This is a genomic window from Sphingobium sp. TomMM7A, from assembly GCF_055397305.1.
In genome coordinates this window covers 1,605,500-1,625,766 of record NZ_AP027311.1, presented here as the reverse complement: position 1 = coordinate 1,625,766, position 20,267 = coordinate 1,605,500, and the positions used below count along the sequence as shown (strand labels likewise).

The window sequence follows — 20,267 nt, the reverse complement described above, 5'->3', positions numbered from 1 at the left end:
GAATTTCCGTCACTCCGGGGCTCGGCCGGGGCTTCACTGCGTCGACAGCGTAAGAAACGAAGCGGGACCCCGGATCAAGTCCGGGGTGACGATTAGTGTGGCATCATCGGGCTCTAGGGATCAGTGATCAGGGGATATGGGACTGGAGGCAGGGACAGGAGCCAGACCCGGCTGCTGGGGATCGACGATCGACGACTGGCCTAGCGACCAACTACCAAGATCGATCGTGGACCCGGAAACAAAGATCAGAGGAACAGGAATTCCGCGAGCGCACTCACAGGCGAGTCTGCGTCGGCGCGGGTGCGCAGGGCTTGTCGGACCTCGATGGAAGGGAGGGGGCGTTCGAGGGGGAGGCGGCGGATGCCGTTCATGCGGCCGAGGTCTCGCGCGAGGGGGCCGAAGGCGGCGAAGCAGCCCGCGCCTTCGCGCAATATGGTCATGATATCGAACATATTGTCGGTTTCGAGCACCGGCGCGCCCATGCTGATGCCTTCTCGGTCGAGCGCTTCATCGATGATGCGACGCAGACCGTTATTCGGCTCCATGGCGAGCGTGGGGCTGATCCGGAGATCGTCGGACGTGACGATGTCGCGCCGGGCGAGCGGATGATCCGCCCCGGCGTAAAGGTTGATCTGTTCCGACCAGCCATAGCGGGAGGCGAAGCCCGTCTGTTCCCCCAACGCGTAGAAATAGGCGATATCGACGCGGCCCTGCTCCAGTGCCGCATGCGCCTCATCGGCGAGGTGGATGGAGAGGTCGAGCGTGATCGCGATATCCTCATTCGCGGCCTCAAACGCGGCGAGCGCTTCCTGAAAATGACCGAAAACAGGCGCGGGAGCGGCAAGGGTGATCGACTGCCGCGCTGGTGCGGGGGAAGGCTCCGCAGGCGCCGCTTCAGCCACGACCGACGAAGGGGAAGGAGGGGCCATTTCGTCCGGCGCCCAGCTGTCGGACTGATCCTGCGACAACAGGGTCATCGCCTCGGCGGTCTTGCGCCCGGCGGCGGTCAGCCGCTGATGATCAGGCGGACCTTCGAACAGATGATAGCCAAGGCGCATTTCCAAAGAGGCGATTGCGCGCGCGATGTCTTCGACCGGGACGCCCAGATCGCGGGCGCAGCGCGTCATGCTGCCCGCCGCCACCATCTGCGCAAAAATGTCGAGTTGACGCAGGGAAGGCGTGGCCATGCGGCGGTGATAGTGCAATTGGGACGCGGGGTTAAGCGGGATATTTGGCGGTGGTCAGGCGATGTCAAACTGGGGGTGACGCGAGGCCCATCGCCGTTTCGATGAAAATCCTCAATCGGCAAGATCATGCTTGGCATTCCGGCAAGAAGGGGGAATAGCGACGATATGCCCCGCCGCAAGGATATCTGGAGATGTGGATTGGTGACGGAGCCAATCGATATTGTCCTGTCAAAAGGGTGTATCGAGGGTCCTGTCACCTGGTTGGCGGAAGAGCCCGACTTTCAATTTATCGCAGACCCCTTTGGATGGCGGGATGAAGCCGGTCATCTTCACGTCTTTGTGGAGCATTACGACTATCGAACGCGACATGGCACGATCGAAGCGAGGGTCTTCGACGACAAGATGCGACTGGTTTCCCGCCATCCGTGTCTGAAGGAGCCCTGGCACCTTTCCTATCCGCAGATATTCAGCGCGGAGGGTGCCGTCTGGATGCTTCCGGAAGCGCACCGATCAGGGCGGCTGATCCTGTACCGGGACAAAGGCGGGCTGACCGACTGGCGCGCGGAATGCGACATCGAACTCGACTGCGTGGCTGTCGACGCCAGCATTTTCCACGACGGTCAGCGTTGGTGGCTTTTCTATTCGCCTGCAACGAGCCGATCGACAAAGCAGTCGCACCTTCATGTGGCCTGGGCGGACAGTCTATGTGGCCCCTGGACCCCCCATCCGGGCAATCCGGTTCGGATCGATCGCGCGTCGGCGCGTCCTGGCGGTACGCCCGTGATGATCGGAGCCAGGATAATGCTGCCCGTTCAGGATTGCACCACAACCTATGGTGGGGGCATCCGGCCTCTTTGGATCACGCGTCTGAACGAGAAAGAGTTTGAGGCGGAGGCAGGCGATGCGCTGGGTCTTCCCGGATCAGCGAGCGCGTATCAGGATGGCATGCACACGCTGAGCGCCTGTGGTGACATCACATTGTTCGACGTCAAACGCGTCGATACTTCGCTGCGCGGCCTTGCCCTTGATCTTCGTCGGATGCTTGGCGGATATGGTCGAGGATGAGGGCTCCCGTGGCCGCGAACTTCTCCCAGGAATAACGATCCAGCATGACGCCGCGCGCCCGCGCGCCCATCGCGCTTAGCTTCGCTGGGTCGCCGAGCATGTCGCGCAAGGAGGCGGCCAGCGCGTCCGGGTTTGCTGGCGGCACGGTAAAGCCGGTTTGCCCCTGTTCGATTGACCAGGGCAATTCCCCTACCGCCGAAGCGATCACGGGCAGCCCGGCGGTCATCGCTTCATGCGCGGCGATGCAGAAACCTTCGGAACGGGACGGCTGAACATACAGATGAAGGTGCGAGAGGAAGGTTTGCGGACTGGCCGTGTAGCCGGAAAAGGACAGGTTCGATATTCCGGCCTGTCGCGCAAGGCTTTCCAGCCTGTCCCGCTCCGCGCCATCGCCCACGATGGAAATTTCGAAGGGGCAGGGCGCTGAAAAACCTTCGGACTTCAGCTTGGCCAAGGCGGCAATCAGGACATCATAGCCCTTTACGGGATGGAGCCGTCCCAGCGAGCCAATGCGGAGCGTCTTGCCGGGGGACCAGGCCGTTGCATGGGGCAGCGCGGGATCGGCCGCGAAAATCGGCCAGCACATCAGGCGATTTTCAGGCACGTTCAGGCGCTCTGCGGTCAGGGCGGTGACGGATCGCGAATCTCCGATCCAAAGGAGCGCCCGGCTTTGCAGCCGCCGCATGAGCCGCCTGTTCCATGGCTTCAGGAAAGCGGCGTGCTGCCAGCTGATCACGGGCAGGCCGAGCATTGGCCCAAGCAGGAGGCCGAGGATCGTGGCGCGAGAAAGGGAGGTCCAGATGTGGGTCGCGCCCCAATCCTGCAACTGCCGCTTCAACCACAAGGCCGCGGCAAGATGGTCGCCCGTTCCGCCCTCCCGGATGAGCGGGTCGAGGCCCGCTTCGACCATCGCGGGCGCCCCGCGCCGGTCGCGGGGCGTGAGTGCAAACACCCGCACAGTGGCTCCCTGATCACGCAGGACGCGCGTGATGGCCGGAACCGGCCGAGAGGCGCCGCCGCCCTCGACCGAGTTGATCACATAGGCGATCCGCATCGCGCTCAATGCGCGAGGCTCCTGCGCCATGTCAGGCCAGCGAGAAGGCCGCTGGCCAACAATGCTTGCCCGAGGGCCTGAATGCCCGCGCCCATCAGTCCCCATTGATGGAGTAACCAGGGAAGGACGGGCAGAAAAAGGAGCCCGGCAAGGAGATTGGCGCTCATGGAGAGCGCGGGATAGCCCATTGCGGAGAGGGCGGAGCTGCATGGGGGGCCGACGATCGCTATGGCGCGCGCGGCGACGAGCACGATCATGACACTGCCCGCTGCGGCAAAGGCGGGACCGGCGAGCAGCGTGATGATCGAGGTGGGGAACAGGGCCACGATGAACACGACCGGGGCCGCTGCCGCGAGAGCAATGAGGATTACGCGTGTCAGTGTCCTGCGGAGCGAATGGCCGCCTTCGCCAGCCGCTATCATCCTGGCGAGTTCGGCATAGGCCGTGTTGCCCAGGATTTGCGCGGGTTGCGCGATAATGACGGTTGCGCGTTGAGCGATTGCGAACAGGCCCGCCATGGCGGGGCCGAGGACCCAGCCGATGATGAGAGGCGCGATCCGTCCGGTCAGTTCGTTGAGGGTGATGTCGGCATTGCTGGCGATCATGAACCGCCATATGCCGGGATTTTCCAGGCGGGCGCTCCCCGGTCCCGGTTGAAACAAGGCCCGGCCAAGCTGCCGATAGGCCTGCCAGATGCCCATCGCCCAAAGGACCGCGAATTCCGCCAGCGCGGCGATGAGCCATGCGGCGAGGAAACCTTTGAGGCCCCAGCCGAACAACAAGACGAGGCTGGCGCCCATCAGGCGAACCGCAGGCTGCACCAGATTGTGAAAGGCGATCAGGTCAAATCGGTTGATCAGTTGGAGATAGCCAGCCGGGGCGGAGCGAACGGAGCCCAACACGGCAAAGCTGTAGGGAATGGCAAAGGCGACGGTTTCTGGCGGCCAGCCCAGGCGCGGCCCGACAAAGGGCGCGAGCACCATTGCCGCAACGATCGCGGCGACGCCGCCTATCAACTCTGTCGCGGTCCCGAAGCGCAGCAGTCGCGCTAGACGGGGCATTGCGCTTTCCTCGCCGGCTTCCGCACCATAGCGGACGATGGCTTGCCAAGCTGGAAATTCTATGATGCCGCAGACCGCCGTGACATAGCCATGGACCAGGACGAGCAGCCCATAGTCGCGCGGCCCCAGTGCCCGAGCCGCGATGATCAGGTAAACAAGGCTGATGATCCCGGCACCGGCCTTGCCGCCCAGGACCAGGCCCATGCCTTTGAAGATGCGTTTGGTAATGCCCGCAGGTGCCATCATTTGGCCGCTGAACACCATTGTTTTTCCCGCAAGGCAATGCCTAAGCTGTTGCGAGCGGCAAGCCTGCGTCCAAGGAAGCTGTAGAAATACCAGTTCATACCCCATTGGGGCATGTATCGATATATGAGCCGCTCCAGGCCATTCCAGCTCACATTTTTGCGGGAAATGCGTCGTTCGGACGGGAAGCAGATATGTAGGGGGTGATGGAGGATATGGCCGTGATGGATTACACGATGGATGATTTCATGGTCTTCCAGCACATACGGCCAGATTTTGGTGTCGAAGCCGCCAGCGGTCCTGAGCGCGGCAGTTCGGAATGCCTGAGCATAGCCACCAGCATGGCATTTGCGCGGAAAGCGGCGGCTCTTTCGCATGATGAAGGCTATGCGCTGCTGTGAGCACGGATCGGCTTGGGGCTTGTAAAGATCAATGGCCATAACGGCCGCTGCCTGATCGTCACTCTCGAACAACGTGATAATCCGGTTGACGTAATCAGGCGGATAGAGGGTGTCGGCATCGCAGATTGTAACCAGCGGCGTTTCCACAAGCGCAAGTCCGGCCTGCATCGCATTGATTTTGCCCGGTGTCGGACAGGATAGGATTTCGAAGCGACCTTCCAGAGCAGCGGCGTGTGAAGCCCCTTCGTCCGCGCCGCCATCGGTCGAACCATTGTCGACCAGCAGGACGCGGAAACGGTCATCGCTTTGAGCCGCGAGGCTTGCCACAGTCGGGCCAATCCACCCTTTTTCGTTGAAAAAGGGCAGAATAATGGTGAGCATCATAGTCACGCCGTCTGGCTCGCCTTTAAATTGCCCGTGGTCGCGCCGCGCCGATCTGCCAGCATCGCGATGACCTCCGCCGCGCGCTGCGATGACGGGCGGTCGTCGAGATCGAAGCTGTCCTTGAACATCTGCTCCTGAACCTCACGATATTGGCTGGTGTGCAACTGGTCCGCGCGGGATAGGGCATCATGCAGTTGGGATGGATGGGTTATGACCTCACCGGCCCGCCAATGCGCGAAATTGGGATCGCCCTCCCAGTCGATGCCGTGGCTGTTCAGGAAGATGCAGGGCCGGGGGCGCAGCAGGAATTCATAGACCTGACTGCTGGCATCGCCCAGGTAAATGTCCGCCGCCATCGTATAGCTCATGTCGGTCGAGGCTTTGCTGCCCAGATCCACATGGATGTTGTCCCCATGGAGATAGCGGTTCCCGATCGTCCCGGCCCGGTTCACGCTCAGGCGGTCGATCGTCACTACGAATGGCCGTTCAAAGAGCATGACGTGCGGGGCGAACAGGAGTGCGCGGTCGTCCCTCTCGCGAAAATAGTCGAGTATGTCCCGGCCATGCCGATACCAGGATGACAGATGCGGGGAGGGGTGGGGATTATAGAGGACCACCGGCCTGCCTCGGTTGAGGGGGTGGCTTATGCCCTGTCGAGGCACCATGTCGAACTTGGGATAGCCTACGATGCTGATCCTGGCGGGGTCGACTTGCGCCTCGGTTATCAGGCGGCGGCGAATTTTCTCGCCTGAGCAAAGGACGTGATCGAAACCGGCGCTGGCCTTGTCAAACCCGATGGCGCGGTCCCCGGCGCCATGTCGGGTGTGCACCATGAAAAGGTCTTTGAGCCCGTACCGCGACTTCAGCAGAAGGGATGTCTTTTCCGCCACGATCAGCATGTCGAGGCTGCGGAAGAAGGGGAGATTGTCGCGATAGACGAGGAGTTTGGAGGCGGGAACCAACCGGCCGAACATTCGGGACAGGCGCATGGAGCGCGGCGCCAGCTTCAATTCGACATGCTGGATGCGCGTCCCCAGCCATTCCCCGGCGATCCGCCGAACTTCCGCTGACAAACGGGGGTTGGTCGTAGCTACGATGATCTCGCCAGGGAAACCGCCTTTGGCCATCGCTATGGCGACAGGAAGGCTGTGGGCAATCTGGTGTATCTGATCGTGATTGAACAGGAAACCTACGCGCAAACCACTGCTCCCAAGCAGATGCGAGATAGCAGTTCCCTTATTGCCGATCCGAGCGGCCTGCCTCGCATTTGAGCCCTTAGATGGTTTCTGCATGTTTACAAGATGCCATGGCCGGGTTCCGAAGGAGCCGTCGGGGCGTTGTCTTGGCAAGTCGGCAGTTGCTGGCCTAGTCTTGGGGTTTAGATCAAAAGGCACGAACATATAGGGTTTTGAGCAGCTATGGGTGACATCATCAATCTGCGGCAGGCGCGCAAGGCCAAGGTGCGGAAGGATAAGGAGCAGGTGGCGGCTGCAAATCGGGCGAAGTTCGGCCAGACTAAGGCTGAGCGTGAGGTGCGGCGGATCGAGGAGGCGCGGCAGGATCGGCTGTTGGACGGTAGCCGACGGGATGGTGACGTCGACCCGGTTGAATAGCGGTTGGGACGGCAAGCAGTCTTTCAAGGTTTTTTAGCTCTAACGAGATGAATGGATGTTCATCTCGCGCCCCCCTGCAACAATTCGTCTCTTTGGAAAATCAACTCATCGTGAATCCGTGACCATGTCTGCGGTCAATTGAAAAGTTCGTTGGTTCAGCTTGGGCTATGAGAGGATATATTCAATCTGCTCGCCCGGCTGGTGCCGCGATTGCCGCTGTTCTAGCCCTTGGTTCAACCTGTTCTTTCGCGCAGGAAACTGTTCCTGATGCGGTTTCGCCGCCTGTTGTCGTGCCGCCGCCGGTTGCAGCTCCTGCTGCGTCGGTCCCGCAGCCGATGGTCCAGCCGACCGCTTCGGTTGAGGAACGGCTGGATGCTGCGGTGGCTGCTTCGGAAGCCGAGGCGGCGGTGAAACCTGCTGCTAGTCGGCCAAACGCGCGGACGGCTTCCACGCCGGTTCGAACTGCGCCGCGGGCGCAAGTTGAGCGGCCTGCTGCTGCGCCGGCGGTTGAACGGGCGGAGGCCCGGCCTATGGCGACAGCGCCCGAGCGTGAGGCCGCCGTTGGTCCGGCGCCTGCGGTGAACGAAGCTGTGCCCGCCACACCGCCTGCCGCTGAGGCGCGCGATGTCGGCGCTGCCGATGCTGGCACAAAGGAATCGCTCCTGTGGGCCTTGGGCGGTGGCGTGCTGCTGCTTGCGGGGCTCGGCGGGGCTGCCGCCGTTCGTCGTCGCCGTAACGTTGCAGAAGTCGAGGAAGAGGAGGTTTTGGCTGCCTCGGCGGAGCCGCTTGTCGAAAAGCCTGTCGCGGTTGCGCCCACCTTCATGGAGCGGGGGCCGGTGGTCGAGCCTGCCGTCGTGCGTGCGCCGATGCGCGCGCCCCTTGCGGCCGGGGCTGCTTACGGCTCCAGTCTGGAGGCGATGGTCGCCGCCGCCCCGAGCGCGGAGAATCCTTTCCGCACGCACCGCAAGCGGTTGGCCCGGGCGCGATTCCTGCTCGCGCAGCAGGAGAAGGGCGAGCGAGCATCCTTTGCCGATGCGCCCGCCCATGTGCCGCCACAGACCATCCATGCCGAACCGCAGGTGCAGACTGTCTATCGGATGGGCGCGGATCGGAATCGCCGGATGACATTCAAGCCGCAAACGCGCTAGGGCCGATCGACATTCAGGAGATGGCGTGTCGAAAATGGTGGTTTTCCGTGACCCGGAGCGCAGCGTACTCAAAGTACGTGAGCACCGGAAGCGCGGACAACCGCCATTTGCAGACCGCCAGAACTGAATGTCGATTGGTCCTAAGTCACCGGACAATCAGCCAGACTGGGGCGGCATCGCACGGTGCCGCCCCGTTTGCATGACCTGCGCACGTCGATTCGGTTGCACTTGGGGCCGACCCCTGATACCGGCGCGCCGGTAATTTCGCGCCAGTTTTGCAGGCCAAGTTTGAAGGAAGGTCGCTCCACCCATGTCCGATAAGATCAACCGCATTGTCCTTGCCTTCTCGGGAGGGCTCGACACCAGCGTGATCCTGAAATGGTTGCAGCAGACCTACCAGTGTGAGGTCGTGACCTTTACCGCCGATCTGGGGCAGGGCGAGGAGCTGGAGCCTGCGCGGCAGAAGGCCAAGCTGATGGGCGTCAAGGATGAACATATCTTCATCGACGACCTGCGCGAAGAGTTTGTGAAGGACTATGTCTTCCCCATGATGCGCGGGAACGCGATGTATGAGGGGCTGTATCTGCTGGGCACGTCGATCGCCCGCCCGCTGATCGCCAAGCGGCAGATCGAGATTGCGAAGATGGTCGGCGCGGATGCCGTCAGCCATGGCGCGACCGGCAAGGGCAATGATCAGGTGCGGTTCGAGCTGGGCTATTATGCGCTGTCGCCCGACATCAAGGTCATCGCACCCTGGCGGGAATGGGATCTGGCCAGCCGCACCAAGCTCATTGAGTTCGCCGAGCAGCATCAGATTCCGATCCCGCGCGACAAGCGTGGCGAAAGCCCGTTTTCGACTGACGCGAACATGCTGCACACCTCTTCCGAAGGCAAAGTGCTGGAAGATCCGTGGGAAGAAGTGCCGGACTATGTCTTCTCGCGTACGGTGAACCCGGAGGACGCGCCGGACGCGCCGGAATATATCACGGTCGATTTCGAACGTGGCGACGGCGTGGCGATCAATGGCGTGGGCATGAGCCCGGCGACGCTGCTCGAAACGCTGAACGAATATGGCCGCAAGCATGGCATCGGCCGGCTCGATCTGGTGGAGAACCGCTTCGTCGGCATGAAGTCGCGCGGCATGTATGAAACGCCGGGCGGCACCATCTATCACCTTGCCCATCGCGGTATCGAGCAGCTGACGCTGGATCGCGGCGCGGCGCATCTGAAGGATGAGCTGGCGCCCAAATATGCCGAGCTGATCTATAACGGTTTCTGGTTCTCGCCCGAGCGTGAGATGTTGCAGGCGGCGATCGACCATAGCCAGGAGAAGGTGACGGGCACTGTTCGGCTGAAGCTGTACAAGGGCGGCGTTCAGGTCGTTGGGCGGAAATCGCCTTATTCGCTCTACAGCGAGAAGGTTGTCACGTTCGAGGATGATGCGGGCGCCTATGATCAGCGCGATGCGGCGGGCTTTATCAAGCTGAATGCGCTGCGTCTGCGGTTGCTGGGGCGGCGGGACGGCTGACGAACTCGTCATCCCAGCGCAAGCTGGGATCTTATGCGGCCTGGCGCCTCGCCTCCTGAGATCCCAGCTTGCGCTGGGATGACGGGGGTGGGGGGAGGCTCGCCCTCGTTACATATTGCGACAATTTAGCCCGTGACATGACAAGTTTGCGGGACAAGTCTTCCTCATAAGGGGTTTCAGGAGCGGCGATGGCCGTTCGTGACCCCTTGGAAGGAAGAGACGAGATGATTCGCAAATTTTTGGGCACCGCTGCTGTCGGCGCGCTGTTCGTCGGTGGGCTGGCCGCTTCGCATCTGGCGCTGGCGCAGCCGGGCGATGGTGGCCCCGGCGGCCGTCATGGCGGCATGATGGCTATGGCCGACGCGAACAAGGACGGGAAGATCAGCAAGGCTGAACTGACCGCAGCGCTTGATGCGCGGTTCGCGAAGATGGACGCCAATCACGACGGCAAGCTGACGAAGGAAGATCGGGAGATCAGCCGTCAGGCGCGGCTTGACCAGCGCTTTGCCGCGTTGGACACCGACCGCAACGGCCAGATCAGCAAGGCCGAGTTCGCGGCCGGGCATCAGGGCCGCTGGGGTCGCGGGGATGGCGATCGCGAGGGGCGTGACGGGCGTGAAGGCCACCGCTTTGGCGGGCGCGGTCATCACGGCTTTGACGGCGGCAGAATGTTTCATGGACGTGGCGGCCGAGGTGGCGAGGCGATGAAGGACGGCGTCCTCACCCGCGCCGAGTTCATGGCCCGGCCGATCGCGATGTTCGACAAGGCCGATAGCAACAAGGACGGCTTTGTGACGGCGGATGAGATGAAGGCGGCCCGTCAGGCGATGCGTGAAGCATGGCAGGCCCGTCGCGGGGCGGACGCCGCGCCGAAGAACTGATCATAGGGGAAGGGTGGAGGCGGCGTCCTTCACCCTTCCAAGCTGCTGATAGTCGTGACAGATATTCCTTATGAGTGAAAAACCCCATCTGCTGCTCGTTGATGACGAGCGTTCGATCCGCGAGCCGTTGGCGCAATATTTGTCGCGCAACGGATTCCGTGTGACTGCCGTCGAAAGCGCGGCGGAGGCGCGGGTGCGGCTCAATGCCAATGCGATCGACCTTGTGATCCTGGACATCATGATGCCGGGCGAGGATGGGCTGTCGCTGTGCCGCCATATTCGCGAGACGAGCGAGATTCCCGTCATCCTGCTGACCGCCAAGTCGGAAGAGACCGACCGGATCGTCGGGCTGGAGATGGGGGCGGACGATTATGTGCTGAAGCCCTTTTCCCCGCGCGAACTGGTGGCGCGGATCAAGGTGATCTTTAGGCGCGTGGCGACGGGTGGCCAGCGGGTGACGGCGCCTGATGGGGCGACCTATGCCTTTGCGGGTTGGCTGCTCAAGACGCAGGAGCGGGTGCTGGTGGATCAGGAAGGCGTGGCGCTGCCGCTGTCGACCGCCGAATATAATCTGATGATGGCCTTTGCGACGCGGCCCAATCAGGTGCTGAGCCGTGACCAGTTGCTCGACATCACGCAGGGACGCGAGGCCAACGCGTTCGACCGGGCGATCGACAATCAGATCAGTCGGCTCCGCAAGAAGATCGAGCCTGATCCCAAGAATCCGACGCTGATCAAGACGGTGTGGGGCGGCGGCTATACGTTGTCCGCCGATGTGAGGAAGCTGTGAGGCGCTTTCGCCTTTGGCCGCAGAGCCTGGTCGGGCAGATCATCGTCCTGGTGGCGATCGCGCTGTTCGTGGCGCAGGCGATCAATTTCGGGCTGCTGCTGCGGGAGCGTAATAGGTTGACGCTGACCGCGCAGACGGCGCCGGGCGTCTATCGTATCGTCGATGCGCTGGACAGCCGGGGTGAGACGCCTGCGCGCAACCGGCCGCCGAGGGCGCGCTTCTTTGATGCTGCGCCGACGTTGACGGGCGAGCGGCGGCCCGAGGTCGAGCGGCGTGCGCTGGCGATGTTCGCGGATGTGGGGCTGCCCGTGCGATCGGTGCGGGTGATCGAGCAGGACCGGCCGCCGCCGATGCGCCGGATCGACAGCGTCAGGATGCGCGCCATGGACGACATGCGTGGCGCGGCGCGCGGCGGGCGGCTGACGATGGCGGCCGAATATGCCCCCGGACAATGGGTCGTGACCCAGACGCGGGCGGGCAACCGGGCGCCGCGCTTTGGCGGCTGGCTCGCCTGGCAGACGCTGACCCTTTATGTGATCGTGCTGCTGCCGCTGCTGTGGGTCGGGCGACGGCTGGCGCGGCCTTTGGGGCAGTTGACGCGGTCGGCGCAGCAGTTCGCGCGCACGGGATCGGCCGATGCGGTGGAGGAGCGTGGGCCGGGCGATGTGCGGGAGCTGACCACTGCCTTTAATGCGATGCGCGGCCGGATCTTTGCGATGCTTGATGAAAAGGACCGGATGCTCGGCGCGATCGGCCATGATTTGCGCACGCCGCTGGCGTCGCTGCGGGTGCGGGCGGAGTCGGTGGAGGATGAGGGCGAGCGGGCGCGCATGTCGCAGACCATCGACGAGATGAACCGGATGCTCGAGGATATCCTGTCGCTGGCGCGGGCGGGGCGGAGCACAGAGGCGGCGCAGAAGGTTGATCTTTCCGCGCTGGCCGATGCGGTGGTGGAGGATTTCATAGAGCTGGGTTCGCCTGCGGAGATGGCGGATAGTGCGCGGGCGGTGGCTTCGGTGAGGCCGCAGCAGATCAGGCGGGCGCTGCGTAATTTGATCGAAAATGCGATCGTTTATGGCGAGCGGGCGCATGTGTCCGTGGTGCGCGAGGATGGCGCGATCCGGATCGTCGTGGCGGATGATGGGCCGGGTATCAGCGAGGATCGGATGGAGGAGATGATGGAGCCGTTTACGCGGCTGGAGGGGTCGCGGAACCGGGAGACCGGCGGGGCTGGACTAGGGCTAGCGCTGGTGCGGGCGATCATGGCGGAGCATGGCGGCGCGCTGAGGCTGGTGAACCGGGCTGGTGGCGGGTTGGAGGCGAGTTTGGTGTTGCCGGTTTGAGCGGGGATGGTGGCAGATACGAATTTCCCTCTCCCCTTTAGGGGAGAGGGTGCCGAGCGTAGCGAAGGCGGGAGAGGGGACCGATATTGATCTCCCGTTGCTCCCCTCTCCCCGGCCCTCTCCCCTGAAGGAGAGAGGGAGAAGGAGAAGTTCTGCTTCGATCAGTGCTTACCCGGTTTGCTCGAGGTGCCGGGGGCGGTTGGGTTAAGCAACTGGACCCCGCTAGGCAATCCCGTGCCGCCCATGTCGATCCTGGTCACCTCTTCGCGAGCTATCCGTGCCGGGTTGTCGCGTTCCTTGATAGCGGCCTTGGTCGCCTCGTCCGGCGCCTCGTCGTCGCTGCTGTCGCTGCCACGGGTCCAGCCGAGAATGATCGACATGCGGCGGTTGCGCGGGTCGTAGACATTGCCCTTGGCGAAGGGTTCGCGGTCGGCGACGCCTTCGATGCGGGCGAAGCGGTCGTTGCCGATGCCGCTGGCCGCCAGCGTCTTGCGCGTGGCTTCGGCGCGGGCGGAGGATAGCATCCAGTTATTCATGCTCTGGCCCGAGCTATAGGGCAGGCCGTCGGTATGGCCGCGCACGATCAGCGGATTGGGCATGCCGCGCACGACCCCGGCGACTTCGCTGACCAGATCGCGCGCTTGAGGCAGCAGATTGTCGGTGCCCATGGCGAACATCGCGAAATTGGATTCATCGATCAGGTCGATGCGCAGCCCTTCGCGCGTTTCGGTGAAGCGGACGTTGCGGCGCAGCTTGTCCATGCCCTTCTTGCGGGCCATGCGCGCTTCCAGTTCCTTCTTCACCGCCTCGAACTTGGCGCGATCGGCGGCGCGGGTGGCCTTGCCGCCCTGATCCTTGGTGCCGGTCGCGTCGCGCGGGATGGTGATGGCGAGGTTGCCCTGACCGCCGGTCGTGGGATAATTTTCCTTGCTGACCATGGAGTCGCCGCCGAACAGGCCGCTTGAACCAGCCGAGGACATTTTCAGTTCGACCAGCGTCGGCGTGAAATAGTCGGCGAGACCCTTGCGCTGCTTTTCGGTGGTTGCGCCGAGCAGCCACATCAGCAGGAAGAAGGCCATCATTGCCGTCACGAAGTCGGCATAGGCGACCTTCCACGCGCCGCCATGATGGCCGCCATGACCATCGACGATGATCTTCTTGACGATGATCGGCCGGGGTTCGGGCTCGTTCCCGCCGCGCTTCTTTTCGGCCATGGCTTATTTGCCCCGCATGCCGTCGAACACTTCGGCGAAGGCCGGCTGGTTCGCATGGGTCAGGCTGGAGCGCGCCGCTTCGATGACGAGCGGCTGGGGGTGGCCATGGAGCGAGGCGATGATGATCTGCTTGACGACATGGTACATGGAGCCATCCGCCTCGATCACCGCGCGGCAGCGATTGGCGAAGGGACCGACCATGCCATAGGCGAGCAACACGCCGAGGAAGGTGCCGACGAGCGCCGAACCGATCATGCCGCCCAGGATTGCCGGGGGCTGGTCGATCGAGCCCATGGTCTTCACAACGCCCAGAACCGCCGCGACGATGCCGAGGGCGGGGAGGGCGTCAGCCAGACCCTGAAGATTGTCGGCGGGCTTCAACGCTTCGTGGTGGTGCGTTTTGAGCGCGTTATCCATGACCTCTTCGACCGCATGCGGATCGAGCGTACCCGAGGACACGACCACCAGACGCAGCGTGTCGCTCATCAGGTGGATCAGCGTCTTGTCAGCCATCAGGCGGGGATATTCGGAAAAGATCGTCGAGCTGGCAGGGTCCTCGATATGCGGCTCCAGCGCCACAGGGCCTTCGACGCGCAGCGTCTTCATCAGGCGGGAGACGAGGAAGATGCAGTCGAGAAAATCCTGCTTCTTATATTTGGGGCCTTTGAACACCTTGCCAACGCCGCCGCCCAGCGCCTTCAGGTCCGCGCCCGAATTGCCGATGATCAGCGCGCCGACAGCGGCGCCGCCGATGATGAGCATTTCATGGGGCAGGGCGTGGAGAACGGGACCGATGTCGCCACCCGTGAAGATGAAGCCGCCAAATACCATGACGAGCAGCACGACCAGGCCAATGAGTGCGAACATGAGTACCCCTGAAAAATTCTGCCCGCTGGGCTTTCACCTGACAGCGCACGATGCGCTTTCGTCAGATGGTTAACGCCCAATGGTTAGCGGGAGGTTTAGGATGGGAGGTTTTTTGCACCAAATCCGCCTCTTCTTCGTCATCCCAGCGTAAGCTGGGATCTTGGGCCGGGTTGCGCGCACTATCCTGAGATCCCAGCTTCCGCTGGGATGACGGAGTGGTGGGGCTGCGCGTAAAAGCGGGCGCCGCAGCCTGAATTAGCGGATCAGGTCGAACAGCGTCTGCTGGTTGATGCGTGCGAAGGCGGACTGAGCGGCTTCGAGCTGGAGTAGCTTGCTCTTAACCGACGATATGACTTCGGACAGGTCGGTCGATTCGAGGCCCTGACGGCGTTCCTTCAGGTCCAGATCGACGCTGGTCAGCCGGTTGCCGGTCACGTCCAGCCGGTCGCTACGGACGCCTTGCTTCGCCTGTTCGATGGTGACGTGGCTCTGCCCCGCCTTGATCGCGGACAGCGCCGATTGGAGGTCAGCGTCGGTGCCGCCCTGCAAGGCGGTGAGTGCCTGGCTCAATATGCCGTCCAGCGTCATGGGCGTTCCGCCGACGTCGATCCCTTCCGAAACCTCCTGCCGGGTGCCGACCACTGCCAGATTGAGCCCGCGGCTCACCGGAACCAGCACGCTCTGCGTGTCGTCGAATACCGGCACGCCCTGATAGTCGGTCTGATTAAGCAGCGAGCCGATGGCCTCGCGAATGCCCTTCACATCTTCAAAGATCGCGGTGCGCTGCGCGTCGTTGAGCGATCCGTTGCGGGCAGAGGTCACCAGTTCCTGCGCGCTGATGAGCAGGGTGTTGATTTCGTCCAGATTAGATTCGGCGTTGGCCGCGCGGCCGGTGCCATAGCTGACATTGGCCTGCCAGGCCGATTGCTGTGCCTGCTCCTTGCCGATTTCGGACACCTGCACCCAAGCCAGGGAATTGTCCGATGGCTTGTTCAGTGTGATGCCGGTCGAAATGGCGGTCTGCCCTTCGATGATGCCCTGAGACAATGTCTGCTGACGACGGATTTCGGCGATCAGCGTCTTGTTGGTGATGCCTACCATGGGTCAGCCCTTTCAAATGATCTGCAGAATGGCGTCGACGGTTTCCTTCGCGATCTGAAGGATTTTCGCCGAGCCGGAATAGGCCTGCTGCAACCGGAGCAGTTCGGCCGCTTCCATGTCGAGATCGACGCCGCTGACCGCTTCGCGCGCGGCGATCGCCTGATCACTGCGGCCCTGGGCCGTCGTCTGTTCGGCCTTGATGGAGGAGAGCAAATTCGCCTGCGTCGCGATGATCGACGTCCACCCCTGTTCGACGCTGCCATTGCCGCGCAGGACGGTGCCCGCGTCCAGCAAGTTGCCGTTGAGCCTTCCGTCCGTGGATTTGGTCGCCAGCGCGGCGGGATCGGTTATGAGCGCGGTGACGCTCGCCGCTGTCGTGCCGGAGAGGAGCGCTGCGCCCGCCACGTTCGCGTCAGTACGGCCCTGCGCGTGCCAGTTGTTCACGTCCGTCACGAACTGCTGCGCCAGCGTGTCCAGGCTGGTGCGGCGCTGCGCCGTTATGTCGGCCGAGGAAAAGAGGCCGCCGAGCGTCCCATTGGACGGTGCGGGCAGTGCCGTGCCGCCGGCGGTGGCGAGCGCCAGCGTGCCATTGGCATTGACGGTCAGCGTCAGCGCGGTCGCATTGTCGCCCTGCACGATCGTCGTGCCATTATAGTTGATCGTCGCCACGTCATGCGCGCCGAAGCTGATGTCGACATTGAGATTGGCCGACAATGTGTTCAGCGCCGCGTCGCGGCCGTCGAGCAGCTGCGCATAGGCCGACGTGCCGGGCTGCGCGCGAAGCAGGCTGTTGTTGATGCCCGCCAGTTGCGACAGCGACCGGTTGATGGTTTCGACAGACGCGGTCGCTTCGGTGGCGATGCCACTGGACACCTGCGAGAGGTCGGCCGAGGTGCGCTGGAATGCCTCGGCAACCCGGTTGATGCTGTCGAGTGTGGTAACGCGCAGCGATCGGTCGCTGGGGCTGGCGGCGAGCTTGTCGATATTCTGGTACATGCCCGTCATCAGCTTGCCGATGCCGGTATCCGTGTCGTTGAGCGCGCCTTCCAGATCGGTCATCCAGCGCAGCCGCGCCGTAGAACTGCTAAGCGCCATCCCGCTGGAGCGGACGGCGGCATCCAGATAGGGATCGGCGGCGCGGGCGACGCCCGACACTTCGGTGCCGCCGAAATTGGCGCGGGCGATGTAGGTCGCCATCGTCGCCGTGGACGAACCGGACTCAACGGTCGTCAGCGACCGGCGCGAATAGCCTTCCGTGCTGGCGTTCGCGATATTTTCCGAGATCGCGGCCATCGCCTGGCGGTAGGCTTTCGTGCCTGAGGCGCCGATGATGAAGAGATCGCTCATGCGCCCTTATCCGGTGTTACCGGAGCGGTGGGGGCTTTCGGCATGCGGCTTTCATATTGGCGCAGCAGCATGTCGGCGATGCCGAGTGCGCCCTTTTCCGCCATCGTGTCGGCGGTGCGCGCGTCGGACATGTCGCGAAACTGTTCGGTCGTGCTGGAATCGAAGATGCCTTCGCCGCCGCCCGACTGGCGCATGGTGCCGATCATCTGGCGCAGGAAGATTGCCTCGAACTGCTTGGCGGTCTTCTCCAGCTGCGCCTTTTCGGGCGACGCGGCGGGCTGAACCCCTGTGGAAATCGCGTTTATCTGCATCACAACACCACCAGTTCAGCCTTCATCGCGCCTGCCTGCTTCAAGGCTTCGAGGATCGCGACCATGTCGGCGGGAGAGGCTCCAATGGCATTCACCGCCTTCACTATATCGGCCAGCGATGCTCCACCTTTAAAATTAATCATTGGTTTCTTTTCCTGATCGATCGAAATCGAGCTGGAAGGCTCCATCGCGGTGCGCCCTTGCGAGAAGGGTGCGGGCTGGACGATGCGCGGGCTTTCGTTGACGCTGACGGTCAATTTGCCATGCGCGACGGCGGCCGGATGGATCCTGACCGCGCCGTTGATGACGACGGTGCCAGTGCGGGCGTTGACGATGACCTTGGCGGGTGCGTCGGCGGGCTTGACCTCGATATTCTCGATCATGCCCATCATCATGATGCGGTCGGTCGCGCCGGGGGCTGCGTCGATGTTCACCGAGACGGCGTCGGTCGCACGGGCGCGGTTGTCGCCAAAGGTGCGGTTGATGCCGTCCGCCACGCGCAGGGCGGTGGTAAGGTCGGCTTCGGCGAGGTTGAAGGTGAGGGTGGGCGCCGTGTCGAAGCCCGTCGCGACTGCGCGCTCGACCGTTGCACCGCCGGGAATGCGGCCAGCCGAGGGGATGTTGACGGATACCTGGCTGCCATCCGCGCCGGATACGCCAAGGCCGCCGACGGCAAGGTTGCCCTGCGACATGGCGTAGATTTCGTTATCCGCGCCGCGCAGGGGCGTCATGATGAGCGTGCCGCCGCGTAGCGACTTGGCCTTGCCCAGCGCGGAGACGGTGACGTCGAGGCGCTGGCCGGGCTTGGCGAAGGCGGGAAGGTCTGCGGTCACCAGCACGGCGGCTGCGTTTTTGAGCGAGGGGTTGATGCCCTGCGGCAGCGTCAGGCCGAAGCGCGAGACCATGCCCTTCACGCCCTGCGTCGCATAATCGAGGCTGTCGTCGCCCGTGCCCGCGAGGCCGACGACGATGCCGTAGCCGGTCAGCTGGTTGGGGCGGACGCCCTGGAACGTGCCGAGATCCTTGATGCGTTCGGCATGAGCCGGAACGGTCACCAGACTGGCGAGGGCCAAGCCGGTCGCGATCAGAAGATATTGGAACAGGCGGGTCATGGCTCTGCCGGTCTCCATCAGAAGGGGCTGATCATCGAGAAGAAGCGTTGCAGCCAGCCCTGACGGCTCGCGCGGGCGATTTCGCCCTTGCCGGTGTAGATGATCTTGGCGTCGGCCACGCGCGTGGACGCGATGCGGTTGTCGGGCGTGATGTCCGCCTGACGGACGAGGCCGCTGATCTGGATATACTCGTCGCCGCGATTGAGCGTCAGCGCCTTTTCACCCTTCACCAGCATCGTGCCGTTGGGATAGACCGCCGCGATCGTCACGGTGATTTCGCCGTTCAACGCATTGGACTGGGTCGCATTGCCCTTGCCCGTGAAGCCCTGATCGCCGCTTGCCGCGATGTCGCTGGCGGAGAAGAGCTTGGAGAGGGGGCCGGTGCTGGGCGGCGTCAGGCCGATGCTGCCGCTGCGGCTGGTGTCGGCCGAATTTGTCTTGGTCGCCTGCGTGCGTTCGACCAGCACGATGGTGATAATGTCGCCGACGCTCTGCGCCCGCGCGCCGCTGGTGAGCGGGGTGTAGCCCATCGATGCCTGAAAGATCGAGCCGTTGGCCACCGGGGCGGCAGGGGCGGCAACGATGGTGGGGGCAAAAAATTGCCGCTCGGCATCGCGCTTTTTGCCGGCCATTGCCGGGGTGGCGGCAAGGGCGGTTGCCGTGAGGAATAAAACAGCCGTTCGGGCTGTTCGAACGAGCCGCTTGTCTCGTTCGAATGTCGAAGCCCTTCCCTTTCTTTTTGAAGAAGTGAAGCCCTTCGACAAGCTCAGGGCGAACGGTGTGTGGGGGGAAGTCATAAGTCCGCTCACAGCTGCTGATTGACGTACTGGAGCATTTCGTCCGTCGCCTTGATCATCTTGCTGTTCACCTCATAGGCGCGCTGCGTTTCGATCATGTCGACCAATTCCTCGACGACATTGACGTTCGAGGTTTCAAGGTTGCCCGAGCGGATCATGCCGCGACCATCGAGGCCAGCGACGCCGACTTGCGGGGTGCCGCTGGCGGCGCTTTCAGTCAGCAGGTTGCCGCCGATCGGCTGGAGGCCCGCCGGGTTCATGAAGCTGGCAAGTTCGACCTGACCAAGCTGGGTCGGTTCGGTCTGGCCCTGAAGCGTCGCGGTGACGGTGCCGTCATTGCCGATGGTGATGCCGGTCGCGCCCTGGGGCACGGTGATTTGCGGGATGAGGGGCAGGCCGTCGCTGGTGACGATCGCGCCTTCCGCCGTGGTGCTGAAATTGCCCGCGCGGGTGTAGGCGGTGGTGCCGTCCGGGCGCTGGACCTGGAAGAAGCCGGAGCCTTCGATCGCCATGTCGAGCGCGTTGCCGGTCTGCTGCAACGTGCCCTGCGTGTTGATCTTGCTGGTGCCCTGCATCGCGACACCGGAGCCGAGGTTGAGGCCGGTCGCGAATTTGTTTTCGCTGTCCGAATTGGCGCCTGCGGCCACCATCTGCTGGTAGGCGAGCGTTTCGAAATCGGCGCGGTCGCGCTTGAAGGCGGTCGTGTTGACGTTCGCCAGGTTGTTGGCGATCACGCGCATCTTCGTGTTCTGCGCGTCGAGGCCGGTGCGGGCGACGTGAAGGGCTGCGTTGGTCATGGTCTAACTCCGTGATGCCGTCA

Annotated in this window: 20 protein-coding genes; 7 read left to right on the top strand and 13 right to left on the bottom strand. The window is 63.2% G+C overall.

Features of this window, described 5'->3' with window-relative positions; genetic code table 11:
• Positions 1-245: 245 nt before the first annotated feature.
• Positions 246-1,187, bottom strand: coding sequence for a LysR family transcriptional regulator (locus ACZ5ZH_RS08235; RefSeq protein WP_464771167.1), 942 nt, complete (start codon positions 1,185-1,187; stop codon positions 246-248).
• 201 nt (positions 1,188-1,388) lie between these two features.
• Here ACZ5ZH_RS08235 and ACZ5ZH_RS08230 point away from each other — a divergent pair, with 201 nt between their 5' ends.
• On the top strand, positions 1,389-2,252 hold the full coding sequence (locus ACZ5ZH_RS08230; protein WP_464775166.1) for a glucosamine inositolphosphorylceramide transferase family protein: 864 nt from the start codon (positions 1,389-1,391) through the stop codon (positions 2,250-2,252).
• Here the strand turns inward: ACZ5ZH_RS08230 and ACZ5ZH_RS08225 are convergent.
• From ACZ5ZH_RS08225 to ACZ5ZH_RS08210, 4 genes are read right to left on the bottom strand one after another with little or no spacing between them, the layout of a single operon-like run.
• Positions 2,176-3,306, bottom strand: coding sequence for a glycosyltransferase family 4 protein (locus ACZ5ZH_RS08225; protein ID WP_449474668.1), 1,131 nt, complete (start codon positions 3,304-3,306; stop codon positions 2,176-2,178). The genes ACZ5ZH_RS08230 and ACZ5ZH_RS08225 overlap by 77 nt on opposite strands.
• Positions 3,307-3,311: 5 nt before the next feature.
• Positions 3,312-4,613 (bottom strand): lipopolysaccharide biosynthesis protein, encoded by a 1,302-nt coding sequence (locus tag ACZ5ZH_RS08220; RefSeq protein ID WP_464771164.1) that lies wholly within the window; start codon positions 4,611-4,613, stop codon positions 3,312-3,314.
• Positions 4,610-5,395: a glycosyltransferase family 2 protein gene (locus tag ACZ5ZH_RS08215; protein WP_460986507.1), complete on the bottom strand. Its 786-nt coding sequence runs from the start codon at positions 5,393-5,395 to the stop codon at positions 4,610-4,612. The genes ACZ5ZH_RS08220 and ACZ5ZH_RS08215 overlap by 4 nt, the downstream gene beginning before the upstream one ends.
• A 2-nt stretch (positions 5,396-5,397) precedes the next feature.
• Positions 5,398-6,594, bottom strand: coding sequence for a hypothetical protein (locus ACZ5ZH_RS08210; protein WP_460986506.1), 1,197 nt, complete (start codon positions 6,592-6,594; stop codon positions 5,398-5,400).
• A 219-nt stretch (positions 6,595-6,813) separates the two neighbouring features.
• Here ACZ5ZH_RS08210 and ACZ5ZH_RS08205 point away from each other — a divergent pair, with 219 nt between their 5' ends.
• From ACZ5ZH_RS08205 to ACZ5ZH_RS08180, 6 genes are all read left to right on the top strand, one after another.
• On the top strand, positions 6,814-7,008 hold the full coding sequence (locus ACZ5ZH_RS08205; RefSeq protein ID WP_449473893.1) for a DUF4169 family protein: 195 nt from the start codon (positions 6,814-6,816) through the stop codon (positions 7,006-7,008).
• Positions 7,009-7,343: 335 nt separating this feature from the next.
• On the top strand, positions 7,344-8,156 hold the full coding sequence (locus ACZ5ZH_RS08200) for a hypothetical protein (RefSeq protein ID WP_464771163.1): 813 nt from the start codon (positions 7,344-7,346) through the stop codon (positions 8,154-8,156).
• A gap of 310 nt (positions 8,157-8,466) precedes the next feature.
• Positions 8,467-9,684 (top strand): argininosuccinate synthase, encoded by a 1,218-nt coding sequence (locus ACZ5ZH_RS08195; RefSeq protein WP_449473889.1) that lies wholly within the window; start codon positions 8,467-8,469, stop codon positions 9,682-9,684.
• A 224-nt stretch (positions 9,685-9,908) separates the two neighbouring features.
• On the top strand, positions 9,909-10,565 hold the full coding sequence (locus ACZ5ZH_RS08190) for an EF-hand domain-containing protein (protein WP_464771162.1): 657 nt from the start codon (positions 9,909-9,911) through the stop codon (positions 10,563-10,565).
• Positions 10,566-10,635: 70 nt separating this feature from the next.
• Entirely contained in the window at positions 10,636-11,355 is a 720-nt protein-coding gene (locus ACZ5ZH_RS08185; protein ID WP_464771161.1) for a response regulator, read from the top strand.
• Positions 11,352-12,698, top strand: a complete 1,347-nt coding sequence (locus ACZ5ZH_RS08180) for a sensor histidine kinase (RefSeq protein ID WP_464771160.1) — start codon at positions 11,352-11,354, stop codon at positions 12,696-12,698. The genes ACZ5ZH_RS08185 and ACZ5ZH_RS08180 overlap by 4 nt, the downstream gene beginning before the upstream one ends.
• 161 nt (positions 12,699-12,859) lie before the next feature.
• Here ACZ5ZH_RS08180 and ACZ5ZH_RS08175 read toward each other — a convergent pair whose 3' ends face one another.
• From ACZ5ZH_RS08175 to flgG, 8 genes are all read right to left on the bottom strand, one after another.
• A complete protein-coding gene (locus tag ACZ5ZH_RS08175) occupies positions 12,860-13,912 on the bottom strand; it encodes a flagellar motor protein MotB (RefSeq protein ID WP_460986501.1) in 1,053 nt (350 codons plus the stop codon).
• 3 nt (positions 13,913-13,915) lie between these two features.
• Positions 13,916-14,779: a flagellar motor stator protein MotA gene (gene motA, locus ACZ5ZH_RS08170; RefSeq protein ID WP_460986500.1), complete on the bottom strand. Its 864-nt coding sequence runs from the start codon at positions 14,777-14,779 to the stop codon at positions 13,916-13,918.
• A gap of 255 nt (positions 14,780-15,034) precedes the next feature.
• Entirely contained in the window at positions 15,035-15,880 is an 846-nt protein-coding gene (locus ACZ5ZH_RS08165) for a flagellin (protein ID WP_449473877.1), read from the bottom strand.
• Between the two features lie 12 nt (positions 15,881-15,892).
• Entirely contained in the window at positions 15,893-17,227 is a 1,335-nt protein-coding gene (gene flgK / locus ACZ5ZH_RS08160) for a flagellar hook-associated protein FlgK (RefSeq protein WP_464771159.1), read from the bottom strand.
• The gene (locus ACZ5ZH_RS08155) at positions 17,224-17,538 is read right to left on the bottom strand and encodes a rod-binding protein (protein ID WP_464771158.1); all 315 of its coding nucleotides are present in this window, start codon (positions 17,536-17,538) and stop codon (positions 17,224-17,226) included. Before ACZ5ZH_RS08155 ends, flgK begins: the two co-directional genes overlap by 4 nt.
• Positions 17,538-18,668: a flagellar basal body P-ring protein FlgI gene (locus ACZ5ZH_RS08150; protein WP_449473871.1), complete on the bottom strand. Its 1,131-nt coding sequence runs from the start codon at positions 18,666-18,668 to the stop codon at positions 17,538-17,540. The genes ACZ5ZH_RS08155 and ACZ5ZH_RS08150 overlap by 1 nt, the downstream gene beginning before the upstream one ends.
• On the bottom strand, positions 18,668-19,282 hold the full coding sequence (locus tag ACZ5ZH_RS08145; protein WP_464771157.1) for a flagellar basal body L-ring protein FlgH: 615 nt from the start codon (positions 19,280-19,282) through the stop codon (positions 18,668-18,670). The genes ACZ5ZH_RS08150 and ACZ5ZH_RS08145 overlap by 1 nt, the downstream gene beginning before the upstream one ends.
• A gap of 173 nt (positions 19,283-19,455) precedes the next feature.
• Entirely contained in the window at positions 19,456-20,244 is a 789-nt protein-coding gene (flgG, locus tag ACZ5ZH_RS08140; protein WP_449473868.1) for a flagellar basal-body rod protein FlgG, read from the bottom strand.
• Positions 20,245-20,267: the final 23 nt, after the last annotated feature.